The organism is Paenibacillus sp. SYP-B3998 (assembly GCF_010820665.1).
In the GTDB taxonomy this organism is placed as follows: domain Bacteria; phylum Bacillota; class Bacilli; order Paenibacillales; family NBRC-103111; genus Paenibacillus_E.
The window spans coordinates 107,830-131,251 of the sequence record NZ_JAAIKC010000008.1 but is presented as its reverse complement, the minus strand read 5'-3'; the positions used below and the strand labels follow the sequence as shown (position 1 = coordinate 131,251).

19 protein-coding genes and 1 other annotated feature are annotated in these 23,422 nt (G+C 38.5%); of the genes, 4 read left to right on the top strand and 15 right to left on the bottom strand.

The window, feature by feature from the left end; all coding sequences use genetic code 11:
• Positions 1–25: 25 nt before the first annotated feature.
• From GK047_RS19660 to GK047_RS19615, 11 genes are all read right to left on the bottom strand, one after another.
• On the bottom strand, positions 26–5,326 hold the full coding sequence (locus GK047_RS19660; RefSeq protein WP_163950626.1) for a phage tail tape measure protein: 5,301 nt from the start codon (positions 5,324–5,326) through the stop codon (positions 26–28).
• 153 nt (positions 5,327–5,479) lie between these two features.
• Positions 5,480–5,614, bottom strand: a complete 135-nt coding sequence (locus tag GK047_RS30210; RefSeq protein ID WP_275901696.1) for a hypothetical protein — start codon at positions 5,612–5,614, stop codon at positions 5,480–5,482.
• Positions 5,615–5,645: 31 nt separating this feature from the next.
• Entirely contained in the window at positions 5,646–6,116 is a 471-nt protein-coding gene (locus GK047_RS19655) for a hypothetical protein (protein ID WP_163950624.1), read from the bottom strand.
• A gap of 126 nt (positions 6,117–6,242) precedes the next feature.
• Positions 6,243–7,022, bottom strand: coding sequence for a hypothetical protein (locus tag GK047_RS19650; protein WP_163950622.1), 780 nt, complete (start codon positions 7,020–7,022; stop codon positions 6,243–6,245).
• 48 nt (positions 7,023–7,070) lie between these two features.
• Positions 7,071–7,793, bottom strand: a complete 723-nt coding sequence (locus tag GK047_RS19645; protein WP_163950620.1) for a hypothetical protein — start codon at positions 7,791–7,793, stop codon at positions 7,071–7,073.
• A gap of 12 nt (positions 7,794–7,805) precedes the next feature.
• Complete coding sequence (locus tag GK047_RS19640; RefSeq protein ID WP_163950618.1) at positions 7,806–8,096, bottom strand: hypothetical protein; 291 nt, start codon at positions 8,094–8,096, stop codon at positions 7,806–7,808.
• A 722-nt stretch (positions 8,097–8,818) separates the two neighbouring features.
• Complete coding sequence (locus GK047_RS19635) at positions 8,819–9,586, bottom strand: hypothetical protein (protein WP_163950616.1); 768 nt, start codon at positions 9,584–9,586, stop codon at positions 8,819–8,821.
• A gap of 4 nt (positions 9,587–9,590) precedes the next feature.
• On the bottom strand, positions 9,591–10,532 hold the full coding sequence (locus GK047_RS19630) for a hypothetical protein (protein ID WP_163950613.1): 942 nt from the start codon (positions 10,530–10,532) through the stop codon (positions 9,591–9,593).
• Between the two features lie 448 nt (positions 10,533–10,980).
• Complete coding sequence (locus tag GK047_RS19625; protein WP_163950610.1) at positions 10,981–12,618, bottom strand: RNA dependent RNA polymerase; 1,638 nt, start codon at positions 12,616–12,618, stop codon at positions 10,981–10,983.
• 453 nt (positions 12,619–13,071) lie between these two features.
• Positions 13,072–13,257, bottom strand: a complete 186-nt coding sequence (locus GK047_RS19620) for a hypothetical protein (protein ID WP_163950607.1) — start codon at positions 13,255–13,257, stop codon at positions 13,072–13,074.
• 137 nt (positions 13,258–13,394) lie between these two features.
• On the bottom strand, positions 13,395–13,763 hold the full coding sequence (locus tag GK047_RS19615; RefSeq protein WP_163950604.1) for a hypothetical protein: 369 nt from the start codon (positions 13,761–13,763) through the stop codon (positions 13,395–13,397).
• Between the two features lie 628 nt (positions 13,764–14,391).
• Between GK047_RS19615 and corA the strand changes: the two genes are divergently transcribed.
• Positions 14,392–15,327: a magnesium/cobalt transporter CorA gene (gene corA / locus GK047_RS19610; RefSeq protein WP_163950601.1), complete on the top strand. Its 936-nt coding sequence runs from the start codon at positions 14,392–14,394 to the stop codon at positions 15,325–15,327.
• Positions 15,328–15,396: 69 nt separating this feature from the next.
• Here the strand turns inward: corA and tyrS are convergent, their stop codons facing one another.
• Positions 15,397–16,656, bottom strand: coding sequence for a tyrosine--tRNA ligase (tyrS, locus tag GK047_RS19605; RefSeq protein WP_163950598.1), 1,260 nt, complete (start codon positions 16,654–16,656; stop codon positions 15,397–15,399).
• Between the two features lie 58 nt (positions 16,657–16,714).
• Positions 16,715–16,951: a binding site (T-box leader), on the bottom strand.
• Positions 16,952–17,012: 61 nt separating this feature from the next.
• Positions 17,013–18,026, bottom strand: coding sequence for an HRDC domain-containing protein (locus GK047_RS19600; RefSeq protein WP_163950595.1), 1,014 nt, complete (start codon positions 18,024–18,026; stop codon positions 17,013–17,015).
• A 199-nt stretch (positions 18,027–18,225) separates the two neighbouring features.
• Here GK047_RS19600 and GK047_RS19595 point away from each other — a divergent pair, with 199 nt between their 5' ends.
• The 3 genes from GK047_RS19595 (at position 18,226) to GK047_RS19585 (ending at position 20,440) form a co-directional block, all read left to right on the top strand.
• A complete protein-coding gene (locus GK047_RS19595; protein WP_163950592.1) occupies positions 18,226–18,519 on the top strand; it encodes a DUF3055 domain-containing protein in 294 nt (97 codons plus the stop codon).
• 98 nt (positions 18,520–18,617) lie between these two features.
• Positions 18,618–18,914 carry a hypothetical protein gene (locus GK047_RS19590; RefSeq protein ID WP_205516884.1) on the top strand — a complete coding sequence of 99 codons (297 nt, stop codon included), beginning with the start codon at positions 18,618–18,620 and terminating at the stop codon, positions 18,912–18,914.
• Positions 18,915–19,429: 515 nt separating this feature from the next.
• Entirely contained in the window at positions 19,430–20,440 is a 1,011-nt protein-coding gene (locus GK047_RS19585) for a 5'-3' exonuclease (protein WP_163950590.1), read from the top strand.
• Between the two features lie 85 nt (positions 20,441–20,525).
• Here GK047_RS19585 and GK047_RS19580 read toward each other — a convergent pair whose 3' ends face one another.
• The gene (locus tag GK047_RS19580; RefSeq protein ID WP_163950589.1) at positions 20,526–20,753 is read right to left on the bottom strand and encodes a hypothetical protein; all 228 of its coding nucleotides are present in this window, start codon (positions 20,751–20,753) and stop codon (positions 20,526–20,528) included.
• A 55-nt stretch (positions 20,754–20,808) separates the two neighbouring features.
• Entirely contained in the window at positions 20,809–23,148 is a 2,340-nt protein-coding gene (gene helD, locus GK047_RS19575; RefSeq protein WP_163950587.1) for an RNA polymerase recycling motor HelD, read from the bottom strand.
• Positions 23,149–23,422: the final 274 nt, after the last annotated feature.

Sequence of the window (23,422 nt, the reverse complement as noted above, 5' to 3'; positions counted from 1 at the left end):
AGATTTCTCTAGCCTCCGATAATATCTACCTATGCTTTCCTGTCTGAATTCCTTTTTTTATCTCCGCAAAGAAAGTATGCGCTCCTTCTTGACCACCCAACAACTTATCAATATTCACATTAAAATGATAGTTAGTATCTCCACTCGCTCCAGCGATTGCAGACTTCGGAGCAATATTGGTGAAATCAGCTAACTTAATATTATTTAGTAAATTATTTATTGCACCAACGGGATTTTGTAGTACTAACTCACCTTGCTTCAAAATTGTTGGAATTTCTCCAATACCAAGATTAAGCAATCTGTGCAACCAGTTTCCAGAGGATGTGTTTATACCTACTTCCCCACCGTTATGATAAAGCTGCAAACCACCTTTATACCAAATCCCATTGCTATATGTTACGCCAGAACCTAGCTCAGAAGCCCAATCTCTATTTGATTGTTCAAGTTGTTTACGTTTTTCACTATCCGTCGTGTTCTTCCAAGAATCACTATTTCGTTTCATCATGTCCCTAATGTGCGATTCTCTATCGTTGGTAGGTACATAATATCCTGATGAAGTCGATCCAGAAGAATTCTTAGGATTTGAATTCAAACCATCACTAGTTGGATTTGAACTGTATGCCTTAACTAAATTTATAGCATTCTGTAACTTTTCAGTAATACCACTTGTAAGCGCATCTCCAATAATCGAAGATATACTGGATATATTGTTTTTAAATCCTTCCATTTTACCAGTAATTTCGTCAAAATGACCGCCAATAATATCACTTTGAAATTTACTGAATAGAGCTGTGTCATTGACGATATTCTGCCAGTATAATTCAGATGCTTTCTTTTGTGCGTCCAAAGAATTCTTCTTTGTAATGTTCTGAGTATCTTCAGTTTTCTTAGCTGCATCCACTTTTTTCTTTTCAGCTTCCAGCATATCATCCAAGTTGTCTTCACGGAGTTTCTTTGTTCGATCATTTTGCATCTTCTGGATTTCATCTTGCTTATCCGCATACTGCTTATCAATATCCTTAAGCTTTGCCTGACCCTCTATTGAATTATCCAATGAAATAAGATTTCGTTGGTTTTGAATATCTTGTGCTTCTGCCTGGGCTTTAGACAACGACTTGTCGTACTCTTCCGCATTAGATTCACGGCTCATTGATTTCTTAATGAGATTTATACTTTCCTCATACTTAGACATTTCATCATCGAGATTTTTATTAACTGCATCATGTCGCTTATTTTCCGCTTCGATCAGGCCATCATAATAATCGTTGTAAGCATCTTTAATTTTACTAACTACATCTTTTGCATTATTAGTAACTTTATCCTGATTTGTCTTTTGTAAATCATCTAACTTCTTACGTGCTTCATAAACTTCTTTATCTGCTTTCAGTTGTTCAGAAGTAGTAAGCGAAGTTATTTCTCGTTCCTTTGTCCATAGATCATTCGCCATACGTTTACGTGAATCTAAAACCATTTGAGCAATTTCAAGCTCAGACTTTCTAGCAAGTATCATGCGATCAGTTTCTTCGGAAATCCATTTCTCACTATGATTCATTTGAGATTTCTTTAATTCGTTATTGGCTCGCACAAGATTTTTGTTGATTTCCTCTCTTTGATCTTGCGTGTACTCATCACGATTATCTCTAACACGTTTCCAAGCATCATAAACCATTTGAGCGACTTCGACTTCGGACTTGCCCAATAATTCCATTGATGCCTTTTCGTTGCTTATCCAATCTTTTGAAGAGTTAAATAAAATCTCTTTTAGTTTTCTGTTAGCATCAGAAGCAGATTTTTCATAATCGAACCACGCGGCTGAAAGATCAAAAATCTTATTTTTATTATCATTAAGCTGCTTATTTAAATCATTTTGTTGTTTTTGAGTGAGCTTTTCAGCTGACAACCGCTTTTCAATTTCAACATTAGAGCTGCGCAATGCAACAGCTTCCTCATGAACAAGCTTTTGCTTTTCTTTGTATAAGTTAATTTGTGTCGCTAATTCATCTCGGAATTCCTGTTGTGCATCGGTGTAATTATTCTGGATAGCTTGAGATTCTTTGATTTTAGCATCAACAGCAGTGAGTTTCTGCTCATATACATCAGTAATTTTGGGTTTATCTGATTCATCTACGGAAGAAGATTCAGATTTAGGCTTGCTTGGCGATTTCCCATAGGTGGCTAAATTAATTGGCTTGGAAAGAAGCTGAACTTTTAAATGAGCATCCTGAACTACTTTCTTTTGTGCAGCAATTTCCTTATCTAGAGCGTCCTTTTCTTCTACTGACAATTTTCCAGTATATTTTTTATCTAATCCGAACTGAATTACGTCTATATTTATTCCGGCATCTTTCATTTCATAATAGTCAAGATACATTTTACGTTTAGCTTCAAGAGCGTTATATGTATTAGTAACACTATTCTCTAAACTCACTGCTTCTGCTAAATTTGCATTATTCTCCTTATTTGCTACTATTTCTAGAATTGCGCCCTTATCTTCAATAAGTCCATTATGTTGAACAAGGTATGCCATTAACTGAGGATACTGTTTTGCTAATTTAAGTGTCTCATCAACTGATAACTGTTCACCGCTTTGCAGTTTCTGGTACGAAGTAGCTAGGGTAGCAATTGATTTTTCGGCGTTAGCCATGTTGATTTCCAACATACTTGCATTATTAATTGCCTTTACAGTTTCTTTGTTCCCTGTAGATAGACCTCTTTGAAAGTCATCTATTGATTTATTGAAAATATCAAGAGGTATCCCATTTTTACTGAATATTTTACCTAACTCATCAAAGTTACCTATTTGGATCATCTTACTCAAATCAATCTCTTTATCTGTAACTGCTGTACTTATATCTTCAGCTAGATTGCGGTAGTTTCCTATGATCTCCTTATAGTTATCTTTGTTGACGCCACTCGATTTAACAAAACTGTTTGAAAATTTATCGAGAAATACTTTAACGTTTTTATCTTTTATTCCATATTCTTCAACTAAAACATCGTTTATTACTTTAAATCCTTCTGAAAATTTCTTTAAGTTCTCTTTTATCTTTGCAGTCTCATCCACTACAGTTGAATTAACTTTACCAAGTTTATTTCGAGCATCCTCAACAGCATTTCCTAGGTTTCCATTGAAATTTATAAGTTCGGAGGATAAAAAAGTATCCGAATTAAATGAGTTGTTTTTAACAAATATCTCTCGTATGTTTGTTTGTAAAGCATCCATTTTATCGGTATATCCTTTAGAAAACTTATCCAAACTCATCAGACTATTTTCATTTATGTAGTCTTCAGCATATTTCAATGCTTCCAACCTAGCTTTTAGGTAATCAGAATTTTCTGTGGTGTCAGCAATAATACTATAACTTTTACTAATATACCCTGCATTGGGTTTTAGATTTTCCGTAAGAGTATCGGCAAAGTTTTTCTTTCTTTGTAGATGAAGTTCCTTTTCTTTAGTAATAAGCTCATCAATTTCTTGACCTGTTTTAAATACTGCATTACCTTCTGAATCGTAGTGATCAATAACTTCAGGCATTAAAGATATCATTTGTTGTCGAACATTATTCAGTTCTACTTGAGATGTTTTATTCGACTTGTACTGATCATTCAGTAGTGAAAGTTTAGTTGTTGCTTCTTGAGATTTATTAACATTTTCCTTTAAAGATTCAAACGTTTGTGTTTGAGCCTTGTCAGTATCGTAATACAAACCGATCAATTTTTCTAAAGCAAAACTGATAGCAAAAATTCCAATCCCAACAAGTGTAGAAGTTAAAGCTACTCTTGTAGCTTTAGCAAACACTTCAGCAGAAACTGCTAAACCTTTAAAAATGGAATCAAGTAGTTTACCTTCAACTACCGTGGCTCTAACTTGACTATTTAAAGCTATTGTAGCTGCTCCTATTAGTCCAAATGAAAGAGGAATTGCTCCAGATGCCTTCACAAGGGAGTCTATTCCTGTAGTGAAACTGGTTAAAACACTAATCGCTGTGTTAATTGAACTAGATTCAAATGAAGACTGGAATATACCAGTGAATGCATTATTTAGTTTTGTAAGTTTCGCTTCTGTGCCTTCTTGGTAGAGATTAAATTTCTGTTGGGCAATTTCAGCAGAGTCAAGTGATTTTTTATATAAGCCAACCGACTCTCCGTAGCCATCCATTAAGCTTGAAAATTTACTTTGTTGTAAAGTTCCTGCTCCTATATTTGCAATAAATTCACGCTGTCCAACAGACAGGGTGCTCCATTTAACTCCAATTTCATCCATCACATTGCCAAAGTTACGGAAATTCCCATGTGCATCGATAAGTTGGACTCCGATTTCATTAAACGCTTTAGCAACCTGTTTTGTACTTGTGCCATCAGAATTGTCAATTCCACGCTCTTTTAATGATTTAAATCTCGCTAAGATTGATTTAATCGAATCACCAACGGTTGATGCCGACTCACTTGTTCTTGACGAAATTGTAGCTATCCAACTTGATACTTTCTCAAACTCAACACCGACTGCCCCTGCTGTACCACCGACTCTTTGTATGGCAACACCAATTTTATCTGCGGAAGTAGCAGTGGCATCACCCATATATGAAAATACGTCAGCAGCCCTATTAATATCAACCCCCATTGAACTAACGGTTGCTGATAATATCTTATTTGATGTGCTGTAATCAAGGTTACTTATCTTAGCAAATTGAACAGTTGCTGCCATCCTCTTTTTAGCTTCTTCGGGTGCCAGACCCTGTCGAGCAAACTCTACTCCAACTCGTGCTAATTCTTGAGTTGAAATCCCCATTTCCATACCCATTGAATGGAACTGCGTACCGTATTTAGCTACTTCAGTTTGACTCTTCATCGTAACAATAGATAATTCAGTTAAGGATTTGTTCAATTCGTTTACATAAGATATCCCGTCTTTTATGAATTGATAAGGTGCTGTGCTTAAGCTTCCACCTATAATAAAGGTAGACACCTTAGTCATTGAAGATTTCAGCACTTCTCCAAAATTAATAGCATGACCAGAACTAACTTGAGCAGATGCGCCTACTTTATCAAGCTCATTTGTTAGACGTGAAGCCTCACTCCTAAAGTTCTCTGTTGCAGGTGTCAATGCTTTAATCTGGTTAGTTGACTGTGTAATTTTATTAATAATCTTATCAAAATTAGATAACGTCTCAAAAATCCTCGATTCAATATCAATTTTAAGTTTAATCTTAATCCTCTGTAACTTAGGATCATTCTCAATCTGCTGTATTGCTTTATTTATATCAGTAATTAAATCTGCCCTATTTAAACTAGCTTGAATGGATATGCGTAGATTTTCCTCTGCCATTATTGTTTCTCTCCTTTTTAGGATAATAAAAAAAGGAACAGTCAATAGACTGTCCCTATAGTAAAGCAATACTTGGTTGTTGCCGTAATTCTTAACCCAATGTCCTACACCATTGAAATGATGTAGAATGTTCGATCTAGAATTTATCACTATTTATTCTTCGTTAATAGGATTCGATAATACCTGAATAATCTTATTAAATTCCGAGACTTCTGCACCAGTAAGATTCACTCTTGCTAAAAACACCGTCAAATTTTTCAATGTTGCTTCATCAAATTCGTATTTCATTAATCGGTTTCTCCTTAATTAAATTTCTATATTATTGAAGTCTATTAGCTTCAGCCTCTTTTATTGTGTCTCCAAAGTCATTATCTAGTTGCTTCTTTACAAGTTCCATTGAGTTACTCAGCTCACTGAACATTTTCTCTAGTTCGATTTGCTCAAACGATTCAATAATTTTCGGAGTGTACTCACCGTCATTTAACTGTACTAGCATATCAAGCAAACCGTTATACCCTTGAGCATCCGTTTCAATGGAAGTGAAGTGCTTGATAATCAACATTGTACTTAGTGCAATCCCTTTTGCAGAATCAATTTTTTGATTCTCTAACATAGCTTCTTTTAGAACATCCAGCATTTCAGCAATAACTAGGCTTTTTTTAGACGGACGAAATACAATATCAACAAGCAGCTTTGCATTCTCAAAGTGAATCGTTTTCTTGTCTTTATACATTTGTGCATTTTGTTTCTTAACTACTGCTACTGACAGGTTCTTTACATTTTTACTCAATCCAATCTCTCCCTTATATCGTTTTAGAATTATCATTTTCAAAAACCCTTATTGTAAGAGTCACTCAATAAGAAAATCCTTATTAAATAAAAGGCAGAGGAGCTTTAATCCTCTGCCTTCGCATGTTTACTCTTCTAGCAAATCAATAAGAATCATGGATTGTGATTTGCTGTCTTTCAAAATCGCCGCTTCGAAGTGGAACGGTTTAGGCTCGCCGTTCATAGCCATCGAGATGACAAAGTTTGGCGAAATCTTTAGCTTGGGAATCGTGTAAAGTGCAGGTACATCGTGTCCTGCTTCATTTCTCCAGATCGTTTCTCCCTCAAGCATGTAAGTGCCAGGGAATTTATCTGCATCAATCGAGATGGTTTGTGACTTTGCAGGAGCATCTACATAATAATCAACAATGACAATATCGCCAGTAGCTAACACTGGAGCGCCTGTAAACTTAGCTTTGGTTACGGCTGCCGCGCCTGTTCCAGTTGTAGTTACAGTAGCTGTCAATTTCTCCCCGATACTGGAGCCGTCATCTGTTTTATAAAAGAAAGTAAGGTAACCCGCTGTCGCGGTTGGCTTTGCAGAAAGTGTTACACTCTTATCCGTTGCATCATCAACGACGGTTAGGACCTCTTTTTTATGAACCGGCTTCGTAGTTGCACTAAATTTACTGCCTGCTAGTACTCCGAAGGCCTCTTTAGTAATTAGCGCCGACTCCATTTTCTGCGTAATATCTTTCTCAGAATCCCAACCAATTCTCTTGGGTGCGCCTCTGCCGCCCTTCGCCCAAACCGTCGTTCCCTTTACATCAATATCAGCTGTCGTTAAGCTCTCAAGATAGACTACCGGTTCTTTCGTTTTAATATCCTTCAAAACAACGTTGCAAATCTCGCGTGATCCGTATTGCATAATAAATAATTCCTCCTAGTAGTTACATATAATAAGCAGGATTTTCTCCTACTTTAATTTAGATATCCAATGCGTGAATTGTATTCCTTTTGCGTCCGCCCCATGCAGCAATGCTTGAATATTCACTTCATATTCATCAAGTAATTTCATACGATTAAATTGATCATTGAACTGAAACATATTTAATTCGAAGACATTTAACAGATGGATGCCATTTGCATTCGAACATACGATTGAAATTAAATCCGATAGATGTAAGGAATCATTTTCAGGAGCTTCCCTGTTTAACTCTTGTATTTTCCTTCTATTCTCAAGCATTTTCTTTCTGATTCTAGCTGCGTGTTCATTTAATGGAACGAATGTCTCTTCCTCTTTTGAAATGATGCAGTTTTGAAGCTTAATGACTCCGATCATTTCTTGAAAATCCTCAAAACTTACTCGCTTATTGAAAACAAATAACCCTTTTCCTTTAAAGTAAGTAACCTCTTCCGTTTTTAAAAACAGCTTTAGGCCATCAAGGAAAATATTTTGAAAGTCCGTGTCATACAACTCAAAAATAATATCAACTACCCCTACATCCGTTGGAATCTGGGCTAGATAATCTGGATTAATTAGATTTTCTCTTTTCAAAGTAATCGCACTCAAGGAGCGATTATATGCTGAGTAGCCATAATCAATAATTTCCCTTAATCGAATTGGGTGAATATCAATTCCATTCACTTTTGTAGGTGCATTTGCTAAGGTTCTTAGCTTCATATCTTCAATATTCATTGCTTATCACCACTACCTAAAATTAATGACGGTGTAGTCCAGCCTGTATCCAGCATACTTTTCATTTGCAGTCATAAATCTCGCTCGATCAAACTGCACTTTCCCGATACCAATGACTTTCTCGTTGTTAAATAACTTATCAATTTCACCTAATATGGAATAAGGTCGAATTCCACGATCCAATTGCCAATTATCGATATGGCATAAAATATTGAAACTAAGCGTAGTCTCCCTATATCCAGCATTCGATCTACTCAATTGACTTTTGTTAAAAATGACCGTCAACAACGTGTCAGACGTCATGAGTTCAGGAGCTTTAGGAAATGGACATATTTTCTTAAATAGTAATTCAGAAGGTTTCGAAATATCATTTTCACTTAAAGGATTTTTCGAATTATATTCGATTAATTTACATAAATCTTGAGAGGAAACTAATCTCAGTAATGTAGTCACCATTTGTTCATTTAACTCTGTAAATTTAGCAAAAACCTTCACATCCCCTCTCAAAAAGCGTTCATTTACATCCTTACTTCAACTTTCAATCTTAAAGTCTCTTCGCACAGCACACTCTCCTTTCCACATAAAAATCCATGCGTACAAGCTATTTCATGAATTGCCTATACACATGAAAACTTACGCTGTAAATTCACCTACATTTAGATGCGCTTAAAGCGTAAGTCTTTAAATGGCACAGGTATAACTTTCATTTCTTTTTCCCAACATCATAGTCAATAATTTTAACGACACCGTTCTTATCCACTGTGTATGTAAGCATTCCTAATCACCAATTCCCAATGAATGTCCCCTTCGTTCCGATATTTTCCCACCCTATATCTATCACATTAGTCTTTTATGCAAAAATGCGATTTCCCCTTTTAAACACTGCGTATTTCGAGCTTTTTATTTTTTCTTCTTGGCTATTTTTTTGCTTTTCACCGTTTCTTTTTCAAGATTTCCCCCTCTCCTCCTATGAGAATGACAAAAGGCCACTCTGATGGAGTGGCCCATTATTCAATCTATATTTATCACTTCTCTTCTTGCAACCATTTTTCTTTTTTCCAATTATTTTTTTGTTCTTGCTTCACTTTTTTAGAACATTCCGCACAATATTTATTCGTCTTGTATGTTTTCAGAATACGTAAATCACATCGCAAGCAATTCATAATATCCTTATGGCCTTTCCATCTTAGGTATTCATAAACATAATTTCTAAGATCTTTTATAATTATTTCTGTATCCGACTGGTTATTAACATATAGAATCTTAATCTTGGTGTTTTTGATACCTACTGGATTGTAGATTAAACCTCTACTGGTCAACTCATGAATGACTAATTTCCGTTCAGCTGCCTTTATACTTAGATTTGAATCTCCATATACATCAGCTTGACTACTGTTCATCCAGTCATCATTGCTTGGTTTGATATAGTTATAAATTTTGGTATGTACAAGCAGCGCAAACGCAATTTTCTCATATTCCAAATTATCAATTGCCGCTATCTTTTTTAATTCATCCAGAGAAATCCTTATTTCATCCACTACATATAACTTGTGATCCGATTTCTCAAGCTGTTTCACATTTCGATTAAGTAAAGCATCCCACTTCATTGGATCATAGTGTTGGTATTTAGCAATAATGAAGTTTTCAAGCGCCTCTTTAACTTGTTTCTTCGTTAATCCTTCCCCATAATAAAATTTAGTCAGCGCTCTAATCGTATCAGTCACTTTAGGGCTCATATATCTGTCATTCAAAGCCTTACCTACTAATTCTTTCTCATTCAAAAGTATTTTCATTCAATCACTCCTCGTTTTTTAGAATATGCCTGCTTTTCATTGAAAATCTCTTTCCTGCAAATTCAATATCACCATGCACATCGAATTCTGGATATTTTAAGACATAATTGTTTCTTTTGAGTAAGTTTTTAATCATTGTTTCACCGACGATATCCCATGCAAATTGCTTGGAATTCGTATTCGTATAGCAAAGTGTGACAATGATATTACATAACTCGTCTTCATTACTACATAATTGATTAGCTAATTTCTTAAATCTCTCTTTAAATAATTCACGTTGAGTAGATACCTTTTGGTCATCTTCGACATGAATATCGCCTGATTTGATGCTCTGCATATAAGCTTGTGTCATATACTTATATTCATCATATAATTCTTCTATAGCTTCATATGTCTTCTTTTTAAACTTTTGATCTAGAGACATTAAATTTTGATAATCCATCTCTTTTTTTACAGATCTCTTCTTTCGTTTCGAAAAATGTTCTTCAATTTTCCAACATATTTTATTTACAACTGATTTTTCTTTTGAAACTGGCATCTGATTGTGATAAGACGTCACGAATACTTCCTCGGCTTCGCTTCGATCTTCTTTTACAAGTAATTCCTCAACCTCTATACCAAATCTGTTCCGACAGTTTTGGCTAGTATCTGCCATATACTTCTTGTATGCACTCAGTAATTGCGGATATCTATAAATCATAAAATACGGTTTTTTATTCGCCAATAAACGAAGATTGAATGTGTCTTTGCTTATCACTTGCCGCGTCTCTTTGTCGATCACAACATTCGATTCATAACTGAACCAATGCTTAGGCATTGGATTGCTTTCAATCCCTTTAGCCTTATCAATTGCATTTTGCTGATAATGTTGACAACTACGTATCCGATATTCCAATGTTTGATACTCTTCACTGTCTGGATGAAACTGTGCCAGCTTATCATACATCGAAGTCGCTCTATTCGTGATTGCTCCTATATCGTCGCCAAAACTGTTTTTATTCGCTTGGATGAAGTCCTCTTCTGTTGCAATCTTCTTCCCAGCAGTCTTTTGTTCACATACAATAGCTTTAAGCTCACGAATGGCCTGAACTACAATTTGATTATCTGTTGTCAGGATGGCATCTCCCGTTTACACCCCTGTTTTCACAGTATTTATATGGGGACTAGACTATCTCATCAACCTCTAGGGTTGCTCGGCACTTCACAAACAGGAATTTCACCTGAAAGCTACTTCCTTGCGGAATAGTCGTTACACCTTCCTAAATGCTAGGCTTGGCACGGTATTGCCCTCGACTTCACGTTAGGGGTTTCACCGTTAGCAGCGTGAGCCACACCCTGCATATGCAGGTTCACCGAGTTTGCAGTATAGTATTACTACTATATGGGACTATTTATTAATCCATATCACAGCCATTTAATGCATGAGTTGTTGTATCCCAGGCGTTTAGAATAGTTACCGTGTTCATATAACGAAACCATTTTTGCATTTCTTCCGTTTCCTTCAACCTAAGAATTCTATTATTATTATGGGAAGTCATAGGTGCTCTAAACGCAGCGACTTTATCTACATCCCTATCCAGCCAATATTTAGAATAAAATTCGCCTTCTTGCAATAATCCTGTAACCTTTAAGCTGAACATTGCTTGGCATAAAGCGTACGGATCACCAGCAACAAAGCTATAGTTCCCTCGTATCTTGAGATCGCCAATTTTCGCATGATTGATACGCTCATCAATCATTTGATGTATTTTGCTTTTCACAAAGGGATCGTTGATCATTTCTTCATCTATCATTAAAGCTTGGGCAAAATCATAGGTCAAAGATTCAATGTTCTTATCAGTTAGATGCGTACCTTTTAAAAAGAGAAGGCTCTTTCTCCAATCTTCGCCAAGCACCTCTTTAATCTCATTCACAGTGGGTTCAATCAGTTCATCAATAGCTGTATCTGATAAATCTAATGATTGAATGAATTGATAATTGAGATTCCTTTCATTTTCTAACACCTCTGGTGTTACTTTAGTTACTCGAAACGTATACCCATGCTCTTTGCAGCTACGCAAGTAATGCTCCATATTTTCATAACTGTCCCACAATTTCAACATGCTTGTCGTTAGAATCATTTGAGCCTTAGAAATATCCTTTTTCGTTTCCCATGCGTCAGAAATCTCATTGGTTCCAGCTACTTCCTCTGCCCAAAGCTTAAAATCATAGGTGAATAGGCTTCCTTTGCAAAAACTATTTCTAACAATAAAACCACTCGGAATATAATCAAGCCCTAAATGTTCAGCCCACCTCTTACTCAATTCAGGGGATATTAAGCCGTATCCATCGTTGATATTTAACTTTACCTTGCTTCTTACTTCAGACAAAACAGGCTGTTGGCTATGCTTATCATCACTAATTCTGATAATATCTGCTTCAATTTCGTGTACATAATCATTGACAAGTATAACGCCATCAGGACAAGGAACAGGCGTACTTGCACTGCTCACAAGCGATTTGTAAGCCTCTAGTCTAGCTGGAACCGTTTCTATATGTAAATTTCGATTGTTTTCAATTTTCACTTTTAATTGCCTACTAATTTTTTCACTAACATAGACAATCGTTTGATTTTTAACACCACCTGTAGTTCCATACAACCTTGTAAATCTCATTTCATTGAAATAAAAGCCTTCATTGGCACGGTCAAAATCTTTATCTTTGTTATCCATAATTACGCAAATATAGTCCTTAATAAACAATAATTCATCTAACTGCTCAAACAGCCACTTTATTTTTTTGAGGTGAGGTTTACTTGTTTTTTCTCTTTTAAGTCGTTTAATTTCACTTTTCAACTCCCTCACCCTTGTTTCCGAAAATCCGCTGCCTGATAGTTCATCAACAAAATCAATCGCTTGGCTGCTTGCTAAAGATACTACATCTCCACTTCTTCTTGCCTCATAAGGACTGAGCGTTAAACTCCACTTGTTGTTTTTCAGAAGAGAACTATGAATTTTATACACATACCTTAAACTTTTTTTATACTTAGACAATACGTTCCTCACCTCAGATAAGTATTTTTATGCATCTATATAAATGACTAGCTCCCCGTTCTTATTGGGTGTCTATTTGTGTGGCACTACAGAACGGAACTGACTCAATTCCACATACCTTACGTTTATTCTGTTAAATTAGTAAGCTCTATTTTCCATATCGATCTATCCCCCCACAAAAAAAACAGAACATAAGTTCTTATGTATGGATTATAATACCAAACGCTTGTGTTGTAAATCAAAACATTTGTTTTGATTGTTGAAACATAAATACCCCATGAAATAACTTGCCATTCACTGACCATATGTCTAAAGCTACAGTTGGTGTTGGTTTAAACAACTAAAAACACACCTGCCTTAACTGTCTGAGATTTAGTTTAAATAATTGGACTTTGAAATTCGAGAGAAATAAAAAAAAAGCACCGCTTATTCGATGCTTCTCCTTTTTGAACCTTATGCTTTCATGCCCATTGCTTTAAATGCATTCATCAAATCACTAGAAACTAACGCTAGTACTTGCTTTGCAATTTCCTCATTATTAGCTGAGATAGCTGTTGCTATTGCAGCCCTTGCCTGCTCATCCTGGACGCCTGTTAGCAAGGCTTCTAGTTCAGCTTGACCCAATCCCAATTTAATCATTCAATTCCCTCCTCTCTTACACACTAACATAATACCAAAAAGATAGGAAAATTAAAAAGAAGCTTCAAAATTCGAATATTCAAGTCAAAAAATAAAACCCTTGATTCTCAAGGGTTCGCTTATATGTTCATGTCATTTTAGCGTTGTTTATTTCTACGTATACCAAGGAATCCTTGTAGGAAAATGTCAGCGATAAGCGTATCCGTTTTACGAATTTCTTCCCCTATGCGCCGAAGCATATGCAGATCTTTTTTTAGCAAACATCGTTCAGTACCCCTCAACTCTGTGTTGTGATGCTCGATCAGCAGATGAACGACATTTTCCTGCATTTCGATATCAACATTAGCGTTCACATAAATGTGAAAACTATCTGATGTGGTTTGCTTATAAAGTCCGCATATATCGCCAAGATCATCGAGATACGTCAGTTTGACTCCTTGATGTTTGGCTAATTTATAAGGGCAACGCTCCCCAATCCCTTTGTACAACTCCTCCATATGATCCAAACAAATCAACTCCCTCAAAAATAGGACATTACTGGAAATAAGTATATCACGAAAAGTTAATAAAAAAATGGAAAAAAATGAAATTTCGAGAACATTTTCATTCTTTTTTTACGTTTACATTCTACAAAATCCTCTAAGAACGTAAATTCCATAAACTTTAATGAATAGGCTAGCTTGTCTCATTCAAATTCGCTTTTTCACGCAGCTAGGCTTCGAAGCTCATGAATTCGATTCCGAAATATCGTCATGTTGTTGAAATTTTACTTATATGCAAAGTTACTTAACAATTATTATAAATTAGATCATACAACGGTTACCTTACTTTGGGCAACCGTTGTTTGCAGCAAGCACCAAACATGCCTTTTTTCCATACTGTATCCTAACCATAGAAACCTACTAGCTTTCTAACTTTTCAGCTTGAAACACGCTATATGAAGGGGTATACTAGACAAGTATTCGACATGGACGGAAAAGGGGGGCATACGCATGGACGGAGACCCAGGTAGTAGAAGCTGCACAATAAGCAAACAATTTCATAGGCAGGACAGCAGTCGGTTCTCCCTCCATTCGTAGTCTCATTACGATAGGGATATTTCACTGGCTGCTTCCAATCAAAGGGGTGGATCAGATGAAAACACGATGGGTACAAGACGGCGTATTTACTTTGATTGAGGATGTGACCGCCGCACTTACACCGCCACAAACCGGCTTTTATTGGATAGACGCGGGGGTAGAAGATTTAGAAATTTTGCAGCCTATGTTTCATCTTCATGATCTGGCTGTAGAGGACTGTTTAAGCGAAGAAGAACAACGTCCTAAAATTGAAATATATGACTCGCACTATTTCATCGTTATCAATAGCATTCGATTCGATGACGAAGAGATTTTCCTACGCGCTCTTAATATTTTCTTAGGTAAACACGTAATTATTACCGTGACTCGGCAAAAAATTAACGAGCTTCGCGCCTTGAAGCCTTTTCTTTGGGAAGAAGAAGTCAACACAGCCGATCGATTTTTGTACCATTTGGTTGATCTTGTCGTCGATAACTACGTTGCAGTCGGTGACCGTATCGAAGCGAAAATTGAGAAACTGGAAGAAGATATCCTGATGGCAACGAAAAAGACGCATTTGAATGAAATCATCGGACTTCGATCAGAAATTCTTTGGCTCAAGAAAGTGTTGGTCCCGCAACGGGACGTCATCGGCACGCTCGGCAAAAAGGATTTAAGATTAATTGACAATCGACTGCAAAAATATTTTGGTGATATTTATGAAAATGCGGTAAAAATCGTCGATACATTTGATACGCTTCGAGATCTCATGGGCAACTTGCGAGAAGCCTACCAATCCAGCGTTGCAAACCGAGCGAATGAAATCATGCGCGTGTTCACCGCACTGACTACCATCTTTATGCCGTTAACCTTCATCACCGGTGTGTTCGGGATGAATTTCGATAATATACTCGGCCTTCATGTGGCCCATGGCGATGAAATTGTATTAGCTTTTATGGCGTTTTTGGGAATAGCCATGTACTGGCTGTTTAAGAAAAAAGAATGGTTGTAGATTATGTTGTGTTCAGGGGCTATCCCGTTAGCAGTTATACTGCCAGCAGGATGGCTCCTTATTTTTAATTCAACTAAGTTTGATTTTTACAAATTTACGTTTGCCAACCTGCACAATATCGCCATCCTTCAGGACAATTTTCGCATGTATATCGTTGATTTTGTCCTCGTTCACCCTTACTGCTCCTTGTTCAATACTTCGTCTAGCTTCTGCGTTAGAAGCTTGGAGACCAAGCGCAACCAATAACTTAATCATCGCAATACGACCTTCCTCTAATTGCTCCACAGGAAGATTAACAGCTTCAATTTCATCGGGCAAAGCTCGCTTTTGAAAAACCGTTACGAAATGCTGTTCGGCTTCCTCGGCTGCTTGCTCGCCATGATACATGGCTACATATGCTCGAGCTAATTTCATTTTTGCATCTCTTGGATGTACGGTTTCTGCTTGCAGACCATTCTCCAGCTCTTTCAGCGCTTCATTTGAAATCCCTGTTGTTAATTCATAATATTTGAGCATCAAATGGTCAGGAATAGACATCGTTTTACCGAAAATTTCAGTCGGCGACTCATCGATACCAATGTAATTCCGCAGACTTTTACTCATTTTCTGAACGCCGTCCAAGCCTTCGAGAAGCGGCAACAGTATGGCAACTTGCCCATCCTTGATCTCATAGGAGCCTTGCAAGGATCTTCCCATCAATATATTAAAGGTTTGATCGGTTCCGCCTAGCTCAATATCACTTTGCAATGAAACCGAATCATATCCCTGCATAAGCGGGTAAAAGAACTCATGGATATGAATCGGCTGATTGCTCGCATACCTTTTAGCGAAGTCATCCCGTTCCAGCATTCGTGCTACAGTTACTTTCCCGGCTAATTTCAGAACATCATCAAATTTCAGTTCGCCTAGCCAGGATGAGTTGTAATAAAATTCAGTTAGTTTTGGATCTAATATTTTATAAAGCTGTTTCTGGTAAGTCTCTGCGTTTCGCTGGACATCTTCCTCAGACAGCTGTTTCCTTGTTTCTGACTTGCCACTTGGGTCGCCAATACGCCCCGTGTAATCGCCAATAATGAGCTGAACATGGTGTCCTAATTGTTGAAATTGGCGTAGTTTTTGTAATACCACGGTATGTCCAATATGAATATCTGGTGCGGATGGATCTAAACCTAGTTTCACCTTTAAAGGCTCACCTGTGACTACAGCCTTTATTATTTTCTGTTTCAACGCTTCTACTGGAACGATTTCGGCGACGCCGCGGCGAATGATTGATAATTGACGCTCAACTTCTGCCTGTTGCCCTTCTGTTAGTTGATCCCATGCATGCATACGAAATCCTCCTCTGTTTATCTATATATAATAAAAAAAAGACAACATCCACGCCCCATAAAGGGACGAGAAGGTTGTCTCGCGGTACCACCCTAATTAAAGAGAATCATCTCTTTCACTTAGATATATAACGGCATATTACTGCCGGGTAAAAGCTACTTATGCCAAGTGCAGCATGTTCCCTTTTCCAACTCAGGACTGTAATTCAGATCTATGCATGCGTCGGTTCGCACCTTGCACCGACTCTCTGTAGCAGCGGCATTTCTCCTACTAGGGTATCCACCCATATCCGTCATCGCTTTGGTTGATATGAAGATTAGAGTTCATTTAACCACAATCCAAGCGACCTGTCAATGCTAGCTCGCCGCCTGCGAGGCGATACTTTCCTTCTCCCGACGAAAGCGCAACCTTAGAAGACGCAGCCATTCATAAGCACGATCCAGTGCCTTGCCCTTAAGCTCCTCTGTCGTATTGATCCGCTGCAACACAGGCTTTAGATAGCGATCACCTTCTGACTCAAAGGCGTTCCATGCCTTAATCTGCTCTTCCTCAGAAACAGAAGTAAGCTCAGTATCGACGAGCGGATCCATATCATAGCCCTCTCTTTCGAGCTCTTCTACCCACATCAACAGTTCCCTGCGCGGCATGGATATGGCAACTTGCAAATCATCCAGATTACCTCCCTTGGCTACAATTTCGAGCAGCTTACGCTTACTCACTTCCCGATCGAGCTCCATGCGAAGCTTTTGTTCTTTCTGAGCAATTAACCATGCTTCAAACTTAGCGATATCCACAGTTCTCGAAACCCAATCCAGTGGAAAACCATGCATGCGCCCATGTTCAGCAGTTAGCTTTAATACATCAGCAGCATACATCGTTGTCTTTTGCTCACCAAAGCCGGGAATTTGCAGCAGCTCTTCGGGCGTCTGCGGCAAAAAAACAGAAATCATACGAAGTACACGATTCGTTGCAAGGATATACGGTGCCCTTCCCTCGCGCGCAGCCTGCTCCTTTCGCCATGCTCTTAAGCTTTCGAATACCTCTTCATTCGGAATCTCTTCACAGTAATAAGCGAGCATCTGAGTCATTTTCGCTTTACCCGAAAGTCCTTGTGTGGATTCCCAGTCTGTATTAACTAGCGGACGAAATCCGAATCGCATTTTTTCGCGAAGACCTTGTCGGAAGGCACCCAGCATCTCATCCCAGCTAATTCCTTGATACCACTGATCTTGACTGACTCTGCCCTGAGCATCAGGCTCACTCCAAAACACATTCCAAATCCCTTGCGACTCCCCAATTGATACTTGTGCTGATGTAACTCCATGATCCCCCGCTTCCTTCTCTAAGGTGTTTAAAAATACAACATTCATCCATTCTCCTCCAATCGTCGACTCAAAATTAGGTTCAAAAAAGCAAAAAAGCACCTCTTCTACGCGTACGTAGAAAAGGTGCTTCCCTTTCGAATATCCAAATCATACCATGTTTGTAAGACGCGCGCAAGATGTGTTTTGTTGATGAGCCTTTTTCAGGTATAATGAATGCATACTAGGAAGAGAATGGAGGGCCATCATGTCTGATTTTGACTTTTTATATGACCATTCGGAGGAAACAACGACTCGTTTTGTTTGTTTTATTGGAGAAGCGCTACATCGCTTCGATCTAGCAATTATGACAACAACCCGTTACTACGGCAAGAAGCTCGTCATCGATCTGCAATCGGGGCGCAGCGCTGTAATTGGACCCGATGATCTGGCAGAGGAAGGTTATTTGGAACATGTTTTCAAAGTCACTGAGGAACAAGCTCAAGAGCTTGTTGGTTTCTTATCGCAAGTCATTGGATCGATCCATTTCACGGATATTTAATTACGCGGAAGGGGAAACTGGAAAAAGCACAGGCAGCTTGAGCTGCATCCCCCTAAAATAGACATTAGAAAAAACCCCTTGGATAGGAGGATTTTTCCATGACCAGTGACTTTGAAGAGCAAGAAAAGCAACAGCCCCATGGGTTCATCCATGAAGAACGGGATGCTTACACCGATTTGGAAACGGTCGAATCGCAGCGTAACGACCTCATTCCCGAGGAATTCCCTGAGGGTCCCTATGGAACGAGTTTGAACACCGAATCCCTTGGCAAAAGCACGCCATGGCGGAAGGATCAGCGCTCACCCAACAGTTTCTCCTATGAGAATCGTGAGCTGCATGAGGGTTTAAAGCGAGACTATCCCGGTGAAGATGATCTGCAAAATGACCCCCACTGAGGACTCCCTATTTAAGCCAAAACAACCCGTTGAACACTTGTTTCTCAAGTGTTCAACGGGTTGTTTTGCTTCTAGCTTAGTACTGTTCCTCAAGAAGCTTAGGGGTGAAAGCTACCCTTGCGGGCGCTGCTCGTTTCCATAAATTTTTCCAAAAATGATTTGATCGCATCAGCGGCCGTCCCTTTTTTGGAAAAATAACTTCAATCAAACGCAGCACGCATTGAGTTCTAGTCTTTTTGTCTGCCTAATTTTTACTAATATAAGTTCAACTTGAAAACGCAACAGATGAATGAACTGGAAAAAGATATCACGAAGCATTATTTTAGAGATGATGATATCATTAAGAGAACTCTTCGTTCGTGCATCATCAGACGAAAGAACGACTTACAACCTGAAAGATGGTACTATGTAACATAGCGAAGTTTATACATAGTGTTGTTGTTGAACGAATCAAAACATGAAGAGCAATGTGATTTCCATCAAGAATGGTACCCACATCGTCACTGGAGGGTTATATGAGTTTCTTATTATTAATTGACGGTTCATCATTGTTGTCTACTAGCTTCTTCGGTACACTGCCTTTTGAATATAAAACCGCGAAGTCAGAAGAAGACTATGCAAGAGCACGCAAAAAGATTATGCAAGCTAGCGAAGGCGTGTATACCAATGGAGTCTATACCATGGTGAGAACATTGCTTAATTTAATTAAAAACCAAAAGCCATCGCATATTGCAGTCGCCTGGGATTTGAGCCGCGAAACTTTTCGAAGAGAGCTTTACCCGCAATACAAAGCACAGAGGGGTGAGTTGAACTTTGAACTCGGCATGCAATTTCCGATGGCTCAGAGAGTTCTTGAACAAATGAATATTATTCAGTTTGTATCGAGCCGCTACGAGGCAGATGATCTTATTGGCACATTACGATCCAATCTCAGCAATCAAATTCCGGTAGTTATTCTTACGAAAGACCAAGATGCATTACAATTAGTTAACGAAAATGTTCGTCACTGGTATATTACGAATAAGGCTAAAGAAATGTATAAGGAAGTTAATATAAATCCTAAGAACCTTAACTTACCTACTGGAGTTTTCGAATTCACCCCTGAATTAGTAGAGCATTTCTATGGAGTCAATCCCTTACAAATCATTGATCGAAAGGCGATTGAGGGAGACGTATCAGATAATATCCCTGGTGTGTCTGGAATAGGAGAGAAGACATCCGTTCCGCTTTTAAAACATTTTTATTCAGTAGAAAATATCTATGATTTTATTGAAGCAAATTCCCAAGAAGTAGTTACAGACCTCATCAAATCACTAAGTATAAAACGTTCGCCACTGAAAAAGTTGATCGAACATAAAGAACTGGCTCTCTTGAGCAAAAAACTTGCTACGATTTGTTGTGAAGTAGAAGAATTGTCTACTGTAACTTTGGAGAGCCTAAAACTTAATATTAATAGCGTAGGTAAAAGGCAAGCTTTTGAAGAGTTAGATTTTGAACAATTGTTAGAGCCGGATACAGTGGCTTGACATCAGTTGCATGTATAAGAAAAGCAGAAGACACAGCTATGCAGAAAACGCATGTAGAGCTCATCATCTTTGCAAAAACCTTACTTTAAAACGCAACCAATCTTCTTAAACTGAAAAAAAAAGGATGAAAAGCAGTCCGTTCCTTTGAGCTGTGACCCGAGAGATGAACACTTTGGAAGAAGGTGCCCACTCTCGGATCACTGTTCGCTGCTGCCGTGAACAGATTCATCATGAGCCCCGTTTCATATGGTCTGCTTTGTTTGGTAAATTGAAAATACTGCGTCAAAAACAGCAGCCCGTTCATTACAAACATAATGACACACACTGCAAGCGTCCAACAACCACCAATCTATTTTTTCTCTAAAGCCTCATTCATTCAGATTGTAAGTTGCGTGTGAAGCTCTCGCAATTAACGGATTCATTTCACCGTTGAAGCAGATATGTAAATCATGCATGGCCCTTGTACAGGCGGTGTAGAATAGCTTTCGCTCGCTCGATCTGCCATATTGTGTTTGAGAAGCGTCGAAAATAATAACAGCATCGAATTCTACCCCTTTGGCCAAATAGGTTGGGATAACCAATATGCCTTCCTGGAAGGAAGCCGTCTCTTTCTCGATCAACCTTACCTTAACTTTATCTTTTAATGCCTCGTTCGCTTCGCTACTCTCCTTAGCGGTTTTACATATGACAGCTATTGTCCTATGACCGTCTGCTTGCAGTTCTTGAATACTGTTCACAACATGGGTTACGAGCTCCGCTGTGTCGTTGGCTTTTTTTAAAGTCGGTTTATTACCTTCACGATTGAACGGCTTAATCGCCTCCCCTCCCTCGATTAATGCACGCGTAAATTCGATGATTTGTCGTGTCGAGCGGTAGCTTCTAGTTAGTGTGAGGCTTTCTGTGGCCTTTTCCCCGTACAAAGCATTCAATGTGCCCATGTTGGAGCTTGCCGTATCATGAATGAATATTCTCTGGTTCCAATCCCCGAGCACAGTCATTTTGCTCCTTGGAAACAGCCTCTTGATGAAGACAAATTGGAATGTAGAGAAGTCCTGCGCCTCATCAATAAAAACATGCCGAACCCTATTATTGACTTGAAATCCTTCTATACACTCCGTCAGGTACAGGAAGGGCGTAGCATCTTCATAAAACAACTCGGAACGCTCCAATTTTTCAATCGTTAATTTACAAATTTTCAACCAATGTTGCGGGAACCTATTGTTAACCGTAAACCAGGGGACATATGCGGGATTTCTGAACAACTGCTGGTATATTAAAGGTATATTCACATACCTGAATTGTTGGATCCCCTGCCGAACCGGTTTGAAGAATAGATCCACAACCTTCTCGGCAAGAAAACCCCTTTCACTGTTATAATCGTCGAAAGTATTTCCAGCGAACCGATTTTGTTTCTGAAGCTCTTTGAACGCCCAAAGGTACTCTTCTTTGTCGAGCAGTTCAATTTCGTCTTCAACCCAAGGCTTAGCCATTTCTTCAACGGCTTTTTTCTTCAATTCTTTCAATAGCCACTCCGAGAGAAGCGCCATCCGGTTCGGAATCCGCATAGCCGAATCATGCGTGTAGAATTGCTCCCTAATACGCTCAGCCGGAAAAAGAACTTCGTCACGGAAAGTGATATCCTTAAATTCCATCCCTTCGCTACCTAAATCTACGATATATTGCTCAATTAACTGCATGAACTCCTGTGAAGCTTTAAATCGAATACCCTCGATTCGTTCTTCATATCCGACTTTATCCATTGCTGAAAGGGTATATTCTATTTGGCTGAAAGAATCTTCCATCTGGAAGGTCCCTCCTAAACGATGATCCAAATACGCTTGAAACGTTGTCTGTTCCATATTTTCTTCGCCCAGTTCAGGAAGAACGGTAGAAACGTAGCTGTTGAACATCGGATTTGGGGAGAAAAGTATGATCTGATCTGCACGAAGTGTCTCCCGGTATCGGTACAGCAAATAAGCTACCCGTTGTAGTGCCGCTGAGGTTTTTCCACTGCCCGCCGCCCCTTGCACGACAAGCATTTGACTGCTCACATTACGTATTATAAGATTCTGTTCTCTTTGGATGGTCGCTACGATGCTCTTCATTTGAGAATTAGACTGTTTGCCGAGCACATCTTGCAGCAACTCGTCTCCAATCGTTACGGCGGTATCGAACATACTCGTAATGCGGGCGTGCCGAATTATATATTGTCTTTTTACTGTCATTTCACCTGAAATGATTCCGCTGGGCGTTTCGTACTTAGCTGGGCCAGGGGAATAATCGTAGTACAAGTTGGACACTGGCGCGCGCCAATCATACACAAGAAAATTAATCCCATCATCATCAACTAATGAAGCAATGCCCAAGTAAATTTGCTGATCTTCCTTACTAAATGCATCAAGAAAATCAATACGTCCGAAATATGGCGACTGTTTAAGCTTTGCTAACGTCTTCAGTTTCTTCTGCGCTTGGTGGTAGGTCCGTTCTATCTCCGACAAGACCTCGGTCTGCTGCTTCAAGCTCGAATAGGTACCCGCATCATCAAAATTTACGGAAACGTCCCCCCAGAAGTTTTTCCGGAATTCCACGATATCCGATTTTTTTTCGTTAGCGTCCCCTTGGAGTTCGATTGTTTGTTTATCGATTTCGGATAAAACCTTGTCGACACGCTCTTGTTCCTCTTGCCAGCTTTCATACTTTACGCTCATCTTAAACACTCCTTTATGCGGAATTAATTAAGAAATTGAAAGGCATCGAAATTGCAGTTGACAACTCAATCCATTTTCGATAAAGTTAAATTATAAAAATGTAATTTATTATTATAAATGTAAATAAATACCTCATTCATGATTTTAGCATAAGCGTATCTTCATTTCAACCATATATATGAATTATCCAATTCTCTATTTTTATTGACTAGGAGAATTGGTTATTTTTGTTTTTTAATATAATTTAATGCAAGTACAAAAAAACGCTCTCAAT

Bases quoted from the DNA above. Each gene is read 5' to 3' on its own strand.
- GK047_RS19660 (WP_163950626.1), bottom strand. From the start codon at position 5,326: ATGGCAGAGGAAAATCTACGCATATCCATTCAAGCTAGTTTAAATAGG.
- GK047_RS30210 (WP_275901696.1), bottom strand. From the start codon at position 5,614: ATGAAATACGAATTTGATGAAGCAACATTGAAAAATTTGACGGTGTTT.
- GK047_RS19650 (WP_163950622.1), bottom strand. From the start codon at position 7,022: ATGCAATACGGATCACGCGAGATTTGCAACGTTGTTTTGAAGGATATT.
- GK047_RS19645 (WP_163950620.1), bottom strand. From the start codon at position 7,793: ATGAATATTGAAGATATGAAGCTAAGAACCTTAGCAAATGCACCTACA.
- GK047_RS19640 (WP_163950618.1), bottom strand. From the start codon at position 8,096: ATGACGTCTGACACGTTGTTGACGGTCATTTTTAACAAAAGTCAATTG.
- GK047_RS19635 (WP_163950616.1), bottom strand. From the start codon at position 9,586: ATGAAAATACTTTTGAATGAGAAAGAATTAGTAGGTAAGGCTTTGAAT.
- GK047_RS19630 (WP_163950613.1), bottom strand. From the start codon at position 10,532: ATGTATGATAAGCTGGCACAGTTTCATCCAGACAGTGAAGAGTATCAA.
- GK047_RS19620 (WP_163950607.1), bottom strand. From the start codon at position 13,257: ATGATTAAATTGGGATTGGGTCAAGCTGAACTAGAAGCCTTGCTAACA.
- corA (WP_163950601.1), top strand. From the start codon at position 14,392: ATGAAAACACGATGGGTACAAGACGGCGTATTTACTTTGATTGAGGAT.
- tyrS (WP_163950598.1), bottom strand. From the start codon at position 16,656: ATGCATGCATGGGATCAACTAACAGAAGGGCAACAGGCAGAAGTTGAG.
- GK047_RS19600 (WP_163950595.1), bottom strand. From the start codon at position 18,026: ATGAATGTTGTATTTTTAAACACCTTAGAGAAGGAAGCGGGGGATCAT.
- GK047_RS19595 (WP_163950592.1), top strand. From the start codon at position 18,226: ATGTCTGATTTTGACTTTTTATATGACCATTCGGAGGAAACAACGACT.
- GK047_RS19590 (WP_205516884.1), top strand. From the start codon at position 18,618: ATGACCAGTGACTTTGAAGAGCAAGAAAAGCAACAGCCCCATGGGTTC.
- GK047_RS19585 (WP_163950590.1), top strand. From the start codon at position 19,430: ATGAGTTTCTTATTATTAATTGACGGTTCATCATTGTTGTCTACTAGC.
- GK047_RS19580 (WP_163950589.1), bottom strand. From the start codon at position 20,753: ATGTTTGTAATGAACGGGCTGCTGTTTTTGACGCAGTATTTTCAATTT.
- helD (WP_163950587.1), bottom strand. From the start codon at position 23,148: ATGAGCGTAAAGTATGAAAGCTGGCAAGAGGAACAAGAGCGTGTCGAC.